Here is a 13132-nt window from a genome sequence, read left to right on the forward strand (position 1 = left end):
CCTTTATCTATCACTGCCCCAAATTCACTCCTTGTGCCGGGTACTGCCAGTATGGGTACGCCCTCTCCAACAGAGACTGCAAGGGTGACGCACAGTTCGCCAAGGGTTTATCCAACGGTTCCCTTCGCTTGGATTTTCAGGAGTGGCTCCTGGAACCGCAGCAATCGCCCTGCATTACCTAACACTAGCAGGGTACTGAGATTGTGCAGCAGCGCAGCGATCATCGCCCCCGCCGCGCCGAGCCAGCCGAAGGCGGCAAACGCGACGATTGCCAGCGTCCAGCCCAGGCCAATGATCACGTTGACCTGCAACGTGCGCCTGCATTGACGACTCAATCGCACACAGGTGCCGAGGCGCCGCAGGTCGCTGCCGATCAGCACGATGTCTGCCGACGCCAGGGCAATGTCTGCACCGCCGGCTCCCATGGCGACACCCACCACCCCAGCCTTTAGCGCCAGGGAATCGTTGATGCCATCGCCCACCACCATAGGGCGGAACCCATGGTCGATTTCAGCCATGACCCGCTTGAGTTTGTCTTCCGGCAGGGCCTGGGCTTGCAAATCGCCAATGCCGACATCCCTGGCCAAGGTCGTGGCCACACTCTGGCGGTCGCCGGTCAACAGCAACTGCCGCCCCAGGCCCAGCTCGCGCAGCTCGGCCATGGCAACCCGTGCCTCCGGCTTGACACTGTCGGCCAACAACAGCCAGGCGAGGAATTGCCCGTTCAGGGCCAGGCCGGCAATCGGGCCATCGTGCTCAGGGATCGTTGAGGTTTGAATACCCAACTGTGCAAACAACTCCGGCCGCCCAAGCGCCGCTTCGCCCTGGTCGGTCATCGCGACCACGCCCAACCCTTGGCGCTCATGGATGTCCGTCAGCGCCAGGCAGTTTTCCTTTTCCACCAGTCCTGCCAACGCTCGACTGACCGGATGACTGCTGGCCGAACCGAGGCTGGCAGCCAAAGGCAGCAACGATAGAGGAGCATCCTGGGCATGTTCGATGGATTGCAGGCGCAGGACGCCGAAGGTCAGAGTACCGGTCTTATCGACCACCAACGACGTCAGGTCCGCCAGTTCTTCCAGGAAGGCCGAGCTGCGGATCAGGATCCCGTGGCGCGCTGCCACCGCGATCCCGGCAATGGCGGTGGCCGGGGCCGACAGCACCAACGCACAAGGACAGGCGGCAACCAACACCGCCAGCATCGCCTGGGCATCGTTGGTCACGAACCAGGTCACCGCCGCCAGCAACAACACCAGTACCAGGTAACTGCCGGCGTAGCGTTCCAGCAAGCGAGTGATGGGCGGCTTGGAGCGTTCGGCGTTTTGCATCAGGGCGATGACCTTGCCCAAGGTGGATTCTTCGCCGGTACGGGTCACTTCCAGGCGTAGCAAGCCATCCAGATTGATCGCGCCACCAAAGACTTCAGTGCCGACCACAGCCTCCAACGGCACCGACTCACCCGTGATGGGCGCGGTGTCGAGGCTGGCCTGGCCGGACAACACCAGACCATCGGCCGGCACCCGGTCGCCAGCGCGCACCTCCACGACATCGCCGGGCTGAAGCGTCGCGTTGTCGACATCAATGATCGAACCGTCGGCCTGTACCTTGCGACCTTGGCTGCGGGTCAGTTGGCCAAGGGCATGGATCGCCTCCTGGGAGCCAATGACGCTGCGCTCTTCCAGCACATGCCCGAAGATCATGATGATCGGCAACAATGCCGCCGTCAGCAAGTCGCCAGTGGCCCAGGCACCGAGCATCGCCAGGGCGATGAGTTGGTCAGTAATCCCGTGCAGGCTTGGATAGCGCAAGCTGTACCAAGCCGAACGCATCACCGGCACCGCCACCAACAGCGAGGCGAACCCCAACAGCAGTTGGCTGACTCCGCTCTGCTCCGGCGACCAGGCGCGCCATACCAGGCCCAATGCGAGCAAGCCGAGGGCGAGCATTGCCAAAGTCAGTTGCCGGGCGGCGATGCGTTGTTCCGTCGAGGACAACATCGGTGCAGCGCTGGTTTGGGCGGTCATTGTCCGGCTCCCTGGATGATCAGGCGGGCATCGTCTTTCGGGTCGACCGTGGTCACTGAACCGGCCTGGCGAAGGATGGCAGGCATGCGTTCGCGATACAGACGCAGCAGCATTTGCGGATCGCTGCCTTGGGTCTTCGCCAGGCCGAGCACCGTGGCGGTGTCGGCCGAAGCCTTGGCGAGTCGTTCGCTGGCCTGGGCATGGGCGACTTGCACGGCACGGTCGGCGTCCTGGCGGGCGGCCTGGGTGAGCTTTTCGGCTTCGGTGCGCGCGTTGGCCACAGCTTTATCGGCTTGCTGGCTGGCCGTCAGTACCGCGTTGAAGGCGCTGACCGCCGGCCCCGGCAGACTCGATTGCACATCGACCCGCACCACTTCGATCCCCAACCCCTGCCCCGTCGACGCTAGGTCAGCCAGGCGTCGGTTAAGCCCCTGCACCAGATCGCCACGCAAGCGTTCGCGACGTTCGGCCGCCTGGTTATCGCTGCCCATCAGTTCGGGGCGCGCCACCAGAATGGTGTCCAGGTCCCGAGCTGCGGTCAGGGCCACGGCACTGCGGGTCGCCAGCCGGTCCAGTGCCGGCAGGACATGCTCACCTTGCAAGACGAACGCGTAAGGGTCGGTGACTTTGTAGAACACTCGCACATCGAGTTGCACGACGCCGGCATCACCGGTCAATAAATAACCAGAACCGGCCAACGCATCGCTGACCGGCGTGGCGAAACTGGCAACACGATCAGCCTGCAAGGCCGCATCCGAGCGCAGCAGATTTTCCACCCGCCGCTCCAGCACCCGATCCGCCGCCGGCAACAAGATCACTTGTTCCACAGGACGAGGCCACGCCAACAAGAGGCCGGCATTCTGGATTCGATCCAAGGCTCCAAAGTGCAGCACCACCGCACGATTCTGCGGATCGATCTGCCGCACGTTGGAAAAAACCCAGGCCAACGCTGCCAACACCGTGACGACGTAAAGGGCAAGAAATGCCAGGCGTCCGGCCTGGATCCACGGACTGGATAACTCATTTGTTCCACGTGGAACCAAACTCATGGTTGTGTTCCACCTTTGCCTTCCACGGAAACAGGACCGTCCACCAGCACACGGAATGGCGCCGCATCGGTGCGCAAAATCAGCTTCGTGCCTGGGCTGACGATCGTGCCCAAGGTGTCCAGCGAACGGAGCAGGTTGTAGAGCTGCGGGGAACCTGCGTACGCACGGCCATAGATCTGGGCCGCCTCTACTCGCGACTGGGCTTCGATATCCGCGGCCTTCACCGTGGCATCGGCTTGCATGACTCGCGCATCACGCTCCGCGGCGGAGCGAATCTGCGCCGCTTCGCGCTTGCCGATGGCTGTGCGTTCGGTGGCGATGGTCTCACGCTCGGCGCGCATGCGATCCACCGTCGCCGTCAGTGTCACCGAGGGCAAGGTCAGGCGTTCGACGCCGACTTGCAACACCCGCACGCCATAAGTGGTGAGCAACTGTTGATCGATCTGCTGACGCAGCTGGGCTTCGAAATCGGCGATGCGCACCTGGCTGGCATCGGTGTTGACCAGGTTCGCCAGGTCAAAACTGGCGGCCGTGGTTTCCAGCGCCGAGCCGACGAATGTACGAATCTGCCGTGCGGCTTCGTCCGGTTGGTTCTGCACCGCACGCATGAAACGCTGCACGTTGTCCGGGTCTCCCTGCACCTGCCAAGCCACGTAGGCCTGGACGATGATCCGCAGCCCATCACGGGTGCCGACATCCTGCAGGCCACTGGATGTAGTGCGCAGTCGCAAATCTACCGGGATCGCCGCCTCGAACGGCGCCGGCCAGCGCCAACCCAAGCCAGGTTGCAGCAACACCCGCGCTGGATTGCCGAAACGGGTGATGACCGTGGCCTCCCCCGAACGCACTTGCACCAGGCTTGCGGCCGCAACGGCAAACGCCACCAACAGCGCCGCCCAACCCATCCGTCGCCACGGGAACGGACCGGCTTGCTGCGGATCGCCATGATGGTGGTGATGATGATGGCCATGGTGATGACCGGAATGGCCGTGATCGTGACCAGCGTGGTCGTGGTGATCGTGTGAAGAGGACTGGCTCAATGGGCAGCTCCTGGCGGGACAGGGTTACGCGGCGACGCGGGGTCTGCCGGCAGCGTGAAGGTACGCAAGTCGATGGTCGGCCCGTTGCCGTTGCCGCCCAGGCGATGGTCGAGAATCAGCAACCGGGCATTGGCGAGGCCCTGGCTCAGTTGACCCAGGTAGTGTTCCAGCACAAAAGCGTGCCCCGCCGTGGCGTAGGCTTTGCGGTCGGCATTGAAGCGCAAGTCGGCGGCCTGGGCAGTTGCGTTGATTTCCCGGGCGGTGGCCGTGGCCTGGTCATGGGCGACGCTGGCTTGCAATTTCGCCTGGTTCGTCTGTTCCGCCGCCGCGCCGCGCTCTCGAGCGATCAATGCCTGCGCGCCGATCTGCGCCGCCTGAACGCCGTGGTAGGCGTTGGCCGCTCCGGCCGGTGGATGAATCGCCTCCACGACCGTTGCCAGGATTTCCACGCCGCTGTCGAGCGATTGCAAGTCAGCCTGGACGGCGCGACCGATTTCGTCGGCGAGGCTGACACGGTCCGCGCCCAACAAACCGTCCAGCGTGCGCGACGCGAACTCATGCACCAGGATGCGGCTGGCGGTGCTGCGAATCAGCGTCGGCACATCGGCGCTGTTGTAGGTCGCCGCCAACGCCGCGGCGTCCGTCAAGCCGATGCGGTAGACGAAGCGCACGTCCATGTTGACGATCTGGAAGCTCTGCTGGTCGGCACGACGACTGGCAATGACCTGGGACTTGTCATTCACATGGCTGGCGTCCCACAACCGATTGGCGATTGCCGGTGCGGGTCCCTCCGCCGGTTCAGCCTCGACCACTGCCCGACTCTCCGCGACGCTGGTGGCCAGTTCATGCACAACGCCATTCTCGACGTTGAGCACCCTGCCCCACGGCCAAGGCAACGCGACATGCAAGCCCGGGCCGAATACCTCTACCGGTTTGCCGAAACGCTCATAGATGCCACGCCCCTGCAGCGGCACTTCGTGCACGCCCGTCAGCAACCAGCCCACCAGCACCACCAGCGCCAACACCGGCAAAAAAGCCCGGCGCATGTAACTGAAGGCCCAGATCTGGCGCAGGTCGATGCCAAAACGGTTGTGCAGTTCATGTTGCAAGGCCAGCCACGGTTGCGGCGGCCAGCGCAGCAGATCGGCGATGACGCTGCGGCCCAGCAGCGTCGGTTCCAGGGCGTCCCGGCGTGGGATGAATAACGACAGCACCGCGCGCAACAACAACTCTGCCGCCACCAGCCCCGGCAGCAACCCCATCAGGACTGCCAGGCGCGTCGGCCAGAGGGACGTTTCTGCGCCGAACAACAAGCACAAAGCGCCAAGCACCAGCACGATGATCGCCACCCGCGTCAGTTGCGCCAGCGGCGGCGCTTCCGGCCATTCCACGGGAGATTGCTGGGCCAATTGCCGCTCGAACACCAACAGCCCGAACGCCAACAACAACGACAACACCGCCCCCACACTGGCCGAGCCACCGAGGGCGGCAGCCGGCAGTTGCAAGTTCCAGGCTTGTTCCAGGCCCAGCAATACCAACACTGACCAACCCGCCAGCCACAACGCAGGCGCACCGATTTGCTTCAGCAGACCGACCCCGCGAGCCCCCATTCGCTCCAGCAGCCGCTCATACCAACCCAAGTTATCAACAGGCTCGTTTTCCGTCGGCAGGTTATCCACAGCCGGCAGCAGCGCCCTGCTACGCCATTGCGTGACCCACCAGGCCGATTGCAGACCTGCCACCAGCACCAGCAGTCCCGCAACTTGGCTGACCAGCAGCACCGGCCACAACGATTGCGGCGAAAACACCCCGATAAAAAACGCCAGTAACAGGCCCACGCCCGCCACGCTTCCCAGGCCGAAAGCAATCTGCTTCAAGCGGCGTCCCTGAAACGACGCGCGCTGAAAACGCGGCCATTGGGCCACCTGTGCCCCTTCGACATCAAGATCGACTTGCATACCACCCCAGCACTCGTGGCGCTCAAAATCCGGGCCCGTGGACAGACGCCACCGACGCTTCGTTACATGCCGTTACCTTATAACCATTACTGTGAAATTTCCGTTTTGAATTCTTCATGCCAAGGCCAGTGCCGACCTATTGACTTAAGCCTTGACCGAAATCGCTGGAAACGCTCATATTACGATCATAATTTTTTATCAGGGCAAGCGGGAGAACAGCGATGAGCAACTACGACGTGATCATTCTGGGCGGTGGACCCGGCGGGTATAACGCAGCGATTCGGGCCGGGCAGTTGGGGTTGAAAGCCGCCTGTGTCGAAGGTCGCGCCACCTTGGGCGGCACCTGCCTGAACGTCGGCTGCATGCCCTCCAAGGCCTTGCTCCACGCCTCGGAACTGTACGAAGCCGCCATGGGAAGGGAATTCGCCAACCTGGGCATTGAAGTCAGCCCCACCCTCAACCTTGCGCAGATGATGAAGCAGAAGGACGAAAGCGTGGCCGGCCTGACCAAGGGCATAGAGTTTCTGTTTCGCAAGAACAAGGTCGACTGGATCAAAGGCTGGGGCCACATCGACGGGCCGGGCAAGGTGACCGTTACCGGCAATGATGGCGCCAAGACCGAACTCAGCGCCAAGGATATCGTCATCGCCACCGGCTCCGAACCCATGCCGCTGCCAGGGGTGGTCATCGATAACCAGCGCATCCTCGACTCCACCGGCGCCTTGTCCCTGAGTGAGGTGCCCCGGCATCTGGTGGTGATCGGCGCCGGTGTCATCGGCCTCGAACTGGGTTCGGTCTGGCGACGCCTGGGTGCCCAGGTGACCGTGGTGGAATACCTCGATCGCATCTGCCCGGGGGTGGACGCAGAAGCCGGCAAGACCCTGCAACGGGCCCTGGGTAAACAAGGCATCCAGTTCAAGTTGAGTTCGAAGGTCACGGGTGCCATTACTTCAGCCAGCGGCGTGCAATTGCAGATCGAGCCGGCGGCGGGCGGCGAAGCACAGGCCCTGGACGCCGACTACGTGCTGGTCGCCATCGGCCGTCGACCTTACACGCAAGGGTTGGGGCTGGAGAACGTCGGGCTGAGCATTGACCCGCGCGGCATGCTCGCCAACCAGCATCAACGCACCGAAGCACCCGGCGTCTGGGTTATCGGTGATGTGACGTCCGGACCGATGCTCGCCCACAAGGCCGAAGACGAAGCCATGGTCTGCATCGAACAGATCGCCGGCAAGGCCGCCGAGGTCAACTATGCGCTGATTCCCAGCGTCATCTACACCCGTCCGGAACTGGCCAGTGTCGGCAAGACCGAGGAACAGCTCAAGGCTGAAGGCCGCGTCTACAAAGTTGGCAAGTTTCCCTTCACGGCCAACAGCCGGGCCAAGATCAACCACGAGACCGAAGGGTTCGCCAAGGTCCTGGCCGATGAACGCACCGATGAGATCCTTGGCGTACACCTGGTGGGCCCGAGCGTCAGTGAGATGATCGGTGAATACTGTGTGGCCATGGAGTTCAGTGCCTCGGCCGAGGACATCGCCCTGACCTGTCACCCACACCCTACCCGCTCGGAGGCGTTGCGCCAGGCGGCCATGAATGTGGAGGGGATGGCGACGCAGATGTAGGAACAACGCAAAGCCAGGGTGAACAATCTTTGTGGCCAGAGATTGCTCCCTCCGGACCGCGCCCGTAGGAGCTGACGAGTGAAACGAGGCTGCGATCTTTCCCCAGACACTTGAGTCTCAAGCGAAAGATCAAAAGATCGTCCGAACGCGGCCCGAGCCTTCGCCAGCTCCTACAGAGCCGAGCCAGCGCCAAGCTCTGGCCACGCTCGACTTAATTGGCCGCCATCCGCGCCTTGCGCCGGCGCCGACTGATCAATCCCAACCCCACCGCCACTACCAGCACCAAACCACCCATTTGCAGCCAACCCTTGTAAGGTCGCAGCATCGAGCGGATCGGGTCCAGGGCCTGGGTCACGTAGCGTTTGTTCGCCGTGCCAAAGTCCGGTTCCTGGCATTGATGACCGAAATCCTCGGCCCAATCCACATACGGACCTTCCTTCACGTACCGTTGATACAGCGCGCTTTGCTCCTCGAGGCTGGAGTTGTACCCCACCGCTTTGCATAGCACCGCCGCAAACGCCTGGCTGGTATGCGGCAATTGATCCGCCGCCTGACTCGCCAACGCGGTGGCAACAAACCGATAGTGGTAACGCACCTCAGGCTTCGCCGCGCTGGCCTGCTGGCGTTGCACTTCACCTTCGGCCACCAGCGGTCCGACCTTCAGCTCAACCGGTTCCAGGCTGTAGTTGCCGCCCAGGCTGGCGTAATCCGGCGCCATCTCATAGCCAAGCAACTCCATACCCCATTTGCGCGCCATCCAGGACGCATTGAAATACGCCTCGGCCCGTCGGGTTGGCCACCATTTGGACTCCGCGTCCTGGCGCAATTGCCCATAGGCGCGGGCCTTGTCCTGCAGGTCCGCGTTATCGAAATAAGCCGGCGCCTCATCAAAGCGCCCCTCCCTCAGCAAACGCCGGCCCAGCAGGTTGCGCAGACTCGCAGCCACCGGCAGCGGCACGTAGTTATCCCGATCCTCCTGGCTCAACGCCGGTGGCGCCGGGACTTGCGCGTCGACGTACTGCTTGAGCTCATCCACCGTGAGCACACGCTCTGCGACGGCGGCAGCGTCGTACCAATAGTTGCTCTGGCTGCGATAAAGCTGATCGAAGGCTTGCAGGTAATCGCCGCGCTGCAAGGCCAGGATCGCACTTTCACCTTCGACCCGGCACTTGGGCTGCACCGACTCGAAGTTCCAATCCGGTGTCCGCCGGCTGCCCCAGGATTCATCGCTCGGAAACGCCTGGGCGGCCTTGGCATAAGCCGCCGCCGCGGCAACCTTGTCGCCGTCGCGCAGGGCCAGCTTGGCGTGCACCCACCAGGCCAGCCCCGTGTCGGAGGCCTTTTGCACAAACGCCTGGGCGCTGGCGTAATCGCCGTGCTGGTAACTCACCGCTGCCAAACGGTCGGCATCGTCGAGGCTGTCCCGGGCGTTGGCTTGCAACAGTTGGACGAGCCTTTTCTCACCCGAGGGTTCTTCACCGTCCCACCAGCCGACGCGGCTGAGCAGGTAGGCGGTGACCAATCGCTGCACCGCCCTGGTTTTGAGCAATTCGCTCAAACGTTCATCCGGTTGGACGCTCAAATCACCGGCCAATTGCAACAACGAGCTGTAGCCGACCGCAGATCCTTGCAGGTTCTGGATCGCATACAGGCCGATGGCACTGTCCCAATCGTCAGCGGTGTAGGCCACCCGGGCTTCTTCGCCAAGGCTGGCGATGCCCAGCTCCAGCGGATCGCTGAAGCCGGCAATGCTCAACTCGCGGGCCTGGCGAAACGCCACTCGCGCCTGGTCCTGCAAGACCACGGGGTCGCCGCTGCCGGCCTCGGTGCTCACGGCGAACAAGGCCCGCCCCAGAGAGTACGCGGCCCAGGTGCTGCGCAACCGACGTTGGTCACCCGGTAACGCCAGCAATTGCTGGAATGCTTCCACGGCGCGCTGATGCTCACCAACGTGAAAAGCCGCCGCACCAATCGCATACAAGCGCAGCTCATCAGGCAGATTGGCCGCCTCGGCTGCCACCTGGTCGACATCGGTGAGGGCCCGCAGGCGCTCCACCACCGCTTGCTGCGGCGGGGTCAGGCCGATCTGCTCGGCCTGGTTGCGTTGTTCCACGTAGGAAGGCAGGTCGTCATAGCTGTAGTTCGGGTTGCGCGTCGCCTCGGTGGCCGGTTTGAGCCCGGCAATCGCCTGGCCAAGGCGGCTGACCTCGAAGCGAAAACTGCCTTCGGGCAATTCGGCCAACGACTGGGCGCGGTTATCCAGCAAGCGCATCGGGAAATCCGGCCCGCAGGCCAGCGCCGGGCCCAGGGGCAGGCACAGGCTCAGGCACAGCAAGTGACGAGGCCACCTACGGATAAACATTGAAACCTCCTTGGTCAATTTTCGTACAGCGCGCCCAGCCGATTGCCCGTTGGCTGCCGGCAGCCAGGCGGCCTTCCTGAATGCGGGTGAAGGTAAGCAGTCCGGGGGTTTGTTGCAACGTATAACCGGCCAAGGCATCGACGCCGTCACACGCGCCAACAGCCAGCGTCAGGCGCTGGGGCCAAGGGCTGTCGAGATTGCCCTGGTTAACCAGGCGGATATCGTACAAACCGCCCTGCTGCTCCCACTGCAGTGCCAAGCGACTGTCCAGGTTGTCTCCCCGCGCGACGGCGCCGAGCGTGGTCAGGCTCCACGCCCGTCGGTCGCCGGCCAGCGGCAGGCGAAACCAGATCAACCCAGCGAGATGTTTCGGCGGATCGGCACGCAAATCTGCCGCAAGCCCGGCCACTTGTTGCGGATCGGCCAGCAGCTCCCGACGCTCACCGCCGCGATCGATCGGCACCTCGCTTTCCACCACCGGCACGCCGCTCTCCTGGGTCAACAGCGCCACGCCGTACGCCGGCAGGGCCAGATAAAACGGCCGTGTGGTGACGTCGCTCCAGCGTTGCGCCCACTGCCGGGCCTGTTTCGGATCGAACAATCCCTGCCGTGGATCGCTCACCGCGTGGACCTGCAGCACGCTGCTGTCCACCGCTTCCAACAACCCCGGCAATGCTGGGCTGTCGAGCCAGGCCGGCAGCGCGGTAATACTCAGCCGCAGGTTGGGGGGCAGGACGTGGCGCAGTTGGCCGAGGAATTTTCCATAGGCCGGCAACCGTGCATTACCCGCATCGTGATCGATCTCCACACCTACCGGGGTCAGGCCTTGGGCTTGCCAATCGCCCAGCACTTGCTGGATCTGCGCGATCACCTCGTCCTGGTCCAAGGCCTTGAGCTGACCGTCCAGGCGAATCACGGCGATCAGCGGACGGCCGTCAGCCTTGAGCAAGGCCGGATCGACCCGCGCACGGCTCCAGCCCGCCCCGGGAAAAGCCTGCAACGCCAGCACCCGCAGGCTGGAAAAGTCGTCATGACTCTGGCGCAACGCCAGCTCGTGGGCCGGTGTCCATTGGCGTTGCCAGATATAAAGCTGCTGATCGAGGGCCGGGGCCGGGGGCTGTTCGCAGCCCCCTGAAAGCAACACGGCGAGGGCCAGAGAGAACCGGAAAAGAACAGTCATGAGGCCTTATCACCCATCAAAGTCCGGCAGATTACCGCCACTCGGGTCCAAGCGAAAATGGTGCAGAGCAGATTTGATCCTGCTGTGGGAAAAAGGCTTGCCCGCGAAGCAGGCGCCCCGATCTCTGAAAGACCGCAGTGCCTTCATCGCGGGCAAGCCTTGCTCCCACAGTGAAATACTCCCCTCGCCACCGAATCCGTTTCAGGCGTGCCTTTGCAACCCGACAACCGTACGCGGCATGCCCACGAACCCGGGCAAGGCTTCGATCCGCGCCAGCCAGGCCCGCACATTGGCATAGTCCTCCAATGACACATTGCCTTCCGGTGCGTGGGCGATGTAGCTGTAGCCAGCGATGTCCGCGATGGTCGCAGTGTCACCCGCCAGATAAGCGCGGCTGCTCAATTCTTGATCAATGACTTTCAGCACGTTGTGGGAACGGGCAATTACGTCCTCGGCGTTGTAGGCTGCGCCAAACACCGTGATCAGCCGTGCCGTGGCCGGGCCGGCATGAATCGGGCCGGCCGCCGCCGACAACCAGCGCTGCACCCGGGCGGCGCCGACTGGGTCGGTCGGCAGCCAGCGGCCCTTGCCATATTTGTGCGCCAGGTACACCAGGATCGCGTTGGAGTCCGCCAGCACCACGCCGTCATCGTCAATGACCGGCACCTGGCCAAACGCATTGAGCGCCAGGAAATCCGCCTGTTTGTGCGCGCCCTTGGCCAAGTCGACGAAGACCTCTTCGACAGGCAGCCCGAGCAACGAAAGCATCAGTTGAACGCGATGGGAATGGCCGGAAAGCGGGAAGTGATAGTGCTTGATAGGGTTCATGGTCGACTCCGCTGCAAGTGACGCCATCAGCACAACGGCGTCGATGGGGTCATCTTCCGCTCCAGGCAAAAACAAGAGAATCACCCAGATATGCAATCCATTGTTTCAGCCTGAGAAACAATGCTTCAACCGCTCAAGGCCGGATGTTCGCGCAGTGCACTGACGACGAAATCGACAAAACTGCGCACCCGCGCCGGCGCATTGCGCCCGCCCTGGTACACCACATGGATCGGCAGAGGCGGCAATTCGAAATCGGCCAGGACGATTTCCAGTTCCCCAGCCGCCACGTTGCCTGCCACTTGGTAAGACAGGACCCGCGTCATCCCCAATCCCTGGCAGGCGGCCGTGATCGCGGCCTGGTTGGCTGTCACCACCAGCCGAGGCACGGGCCGGACGGTCAACGGCTGGCCTGAATCGATGAAGGTCCAGCTTTTGACCTGACCGATGGCCGATGACGCCACCACCGGCATTCGCTCCAAATCCTCCGGATGCCGGGGTCGCCCGTGACGGGAGAAGAAATCAGGGGCGCCGCACACCACCCGTCGCACTTCACCGACACGCACGGCATGCAGATTGCTGTCCGGCAGCTCGCCAATGCGCAGGGCAACGTCGATGCCCTCCTCCACCAGGCTGACCGTGCGGTCCAACAACAAGGCGTTAATGCTGACCTCGGGGAACTGGTGCAAGTAATCCACCAGCAGCGGCGTGACGAACAACTGACCGAACAGCACTGGCGCGGTAATCGTCAACTGCCCACGGGGCTGGACATGGCTGCCGGCCGCCGAATCCTCGGCTTCCTGCAGATCGCTCAGGATCCGCCGACAGTCCTCGAGAAAACGCTGGCCGGCCTCGCTCAAGTACACATTGCGGGTGGTGCGCACCAGCAATGGCGTGCCGATCCGTTGCTCCAACGCCGCCACCGCCCGCGTCACGCTGGCCGCCGACAACCCCAGGCGCCGCGCCGCCGCCGAAAACCCCGATGCCTGGGCCACGGCAAGGAAAACCTGCATTTCCTGGAACCTGTCCATCCATCCCCCGATGAGAAATCCTGATACAAGTTTTCTGCGCG

9 protein-coding genes are annotated in these 13132 nt (G+C 63.2%); 1 reads left to right on the forward strand and 8 read right to left on the reverse strand.

Translation table 11 applies throughout. From position 1 onward, the window contains the following. Positions 1 to 107 precede the first annotated feature (107 nt). The 4 genes from GFU70_RS28420 to GFU70_RS28435 are packed head-to-tail and all read right to left on the reverse strand — an operon-like array spanning position 108 to position 6071. Entirely contained in the window at positions 108 to 2024 is a 1917-nt protein-coding gene (locus tag GFU70_RS28420; RefSeq protein ID WP_116643551.1) for a heavy metal translocating P-type ATPase, read from the reverse strand. Further along, a complete protein-coding gene (gene hflK, locus GFU70_RS28425) occupies positions 2021 to 3073 on the reverse strand; it encodes a protease modulator HflK (RefSeq protein WP_058546471.1) in 1053 nt (350 codons plus the stop codon). Before hflK ends, GFU70_RS28420 begins: the two co-directional genes overlap by 4 nt. Further along, entirely contained in the window at positions 3070 to 4113 is a 1044-nt protein-coding gene (gene hflC / locus GFU70_RS28430; RefSeq protein WP_058546470.1) for a protease modulator HflC, read from the reverse strand. Before hflC ends, hflK begins: the two co-directional genes overlap by 4 nt. After that, positions 4110 to 6071, reverse strand: coding sequence for a protease modulator HflK (locus GFU70_RS28435; protein ID WP_058546469.1), 1962 nt, complete (start codon positions 6069 to 6071; stop codon positions 4110 to 4112). Before GFU70_RS28435 ends, hflC begins: the two co-directional genes overlap by 4 nt. 221 nt (positions 6072 to 6292) lie before the next feature. On the opposite strand from GFU70_RS28435, the gene lpdA reads away from it, so the two are divergent. Beyond that, a complete protein-coding gene (gene lpdA / locus GFU70_RS28440; protein WP_153389130.1) occupies positions 6293 to 7693 on the forward strand; it encodes a dihydrolipoyl dehydrogenase in 1401 nt (466 codons plus the stop codon). Between the two features lie 211 nt (positions 7694 to 7904). Here lpdA and GFU70_RS28445 read toward each other — a convergent pair whose 3' ends face one another. From GFU70_RS28445 to GFU70_RS28460, 4 genes are all read right to left on the reverse strand, one after another. Next, positions 7905 to 10055 carry a hypothetical protein gene (locus GFU70_RS28445; RefSeq protein WP_153389131.1) on the reverse strand — a complete coding sequence of 717 codons (2151 nt, stop codon included), beginning with the start codon at positions 10053 to 10055 and terminating at the stop codon, positions 7905 to 7907. Beyond that, positions 10042 to 11235 (reverse strand): DUF3142 domain-containing protein, encoded by a 1194-nt coding sequence (locus GFU70_RS28450; protein ID WP_153389132.1) that lies wholly within the window; start codon positions 11233 to 11235, stop codon positions 10042 to 10044. The genes GFU70_RS28445 and GFU70_RS28450 overlap by 14 nt, the downstream gene beginning before the upstream one ends. A gap of 201 nt (positions 11236 to 11436) precedes the next feature. Beyond that, the gene (locus GFU70_RS28455; RefSeq protein WP_116643547.1) at positions 11437 to 12063 is read right to left on the reverse strand and encodes a glutathione S-transferase family protein; all 627 of its coding nucleotides are present in this window, start codon (positions 12061 to 12063) and stop codon (positions 11437 to 11439) included. A gap of 125 nt (positions 12064 to 12188) precedes the next feature. Further along, entirely contained in the window at positions 12189 to 13091 is a 903-nt protein-coding gene (locus GFU70_RS28460) for a LysR family transcriptional regulator (protein WP_058542445.1), read from the reverse strand. Positions 13092 to 13132 lie beyond the last annotated feature (41 nt).

Origin of the sequence: Pseudomonas brassicacearum (genome assembly GCF_009601685.2) — a bacterium.
GTDB classification, from domain to species: Bacteria; Pseudomonadota; Gammaproteobacteria; order Pseudomonadales; family Pseudomonadaceae; genus Aquipseudomonas; species Aquipseudomonas kilonensis_B.

What these genes read in the sequence shown, in the direction of transcription:
- hflK (WP_058546471.1), bottom strand. Translation starts at nt 3,073, where the DNA reads ATGAGTTTGGTTCCACGTGGAACAAATGAGTTATCCAGTCCGTGGATC.
- GFU70_RS28445 (WP_153389131.1), bottom strand. Translation starts at nt 10,055, where the DNA reads ATGTTTATCCGTAGGTGGCCTCGTCACTTGCTGTGCCTGAGCCTGTGC.
- GFU70_RS28450 (WP_153389132.1), bottom strand. Translation starts at nt 11,235, where the DNA reads ATGACTGTTCTTTTCCGGTTCTCTCTGGCCCTCGCCGTGTTGCTTTCA.
- GFU70_RS28435 (WP_058546469.1), bottom strand. Translation starts at nt 6,071, where the DNA reads ATGCAAGTCGATCTTGATGTCGAAGGGGCACAGGTGGCCCAATGGCCG.
- GFU70_RS28455 (WP_116643547.1), bottom strand. Translation starts at nt 12,063, where the DNA reads ATGAACCCTATCAAGCACTATCACTTCCCGCTTTCCGGCCATTCCCAT.
- GFU70_RS28460 (WP_058542445.1), bottom strand. Translation starts at nt 13,091, where the DNA reads ATGGACAGGTTCCAGGAAATGCAGGTTTTCCTTGCCGTGGCCCAGGCA.
- lpdA (WP_153389130.1), top strand. Translation starts at nt 6,293, where the DNA reads ATGAGCAACTACGACGTGATCATTCTGGGCGGTGGACCCGGCGGGTAT.
- GFU70_RS28420 (WP_116643551.1), bottom strand. Translation starts at nt 2,024, where the DNA reads ATGACCGCCCAAACCAGCGCTGCACCGATGTTGTCCTCGACGGAACAA.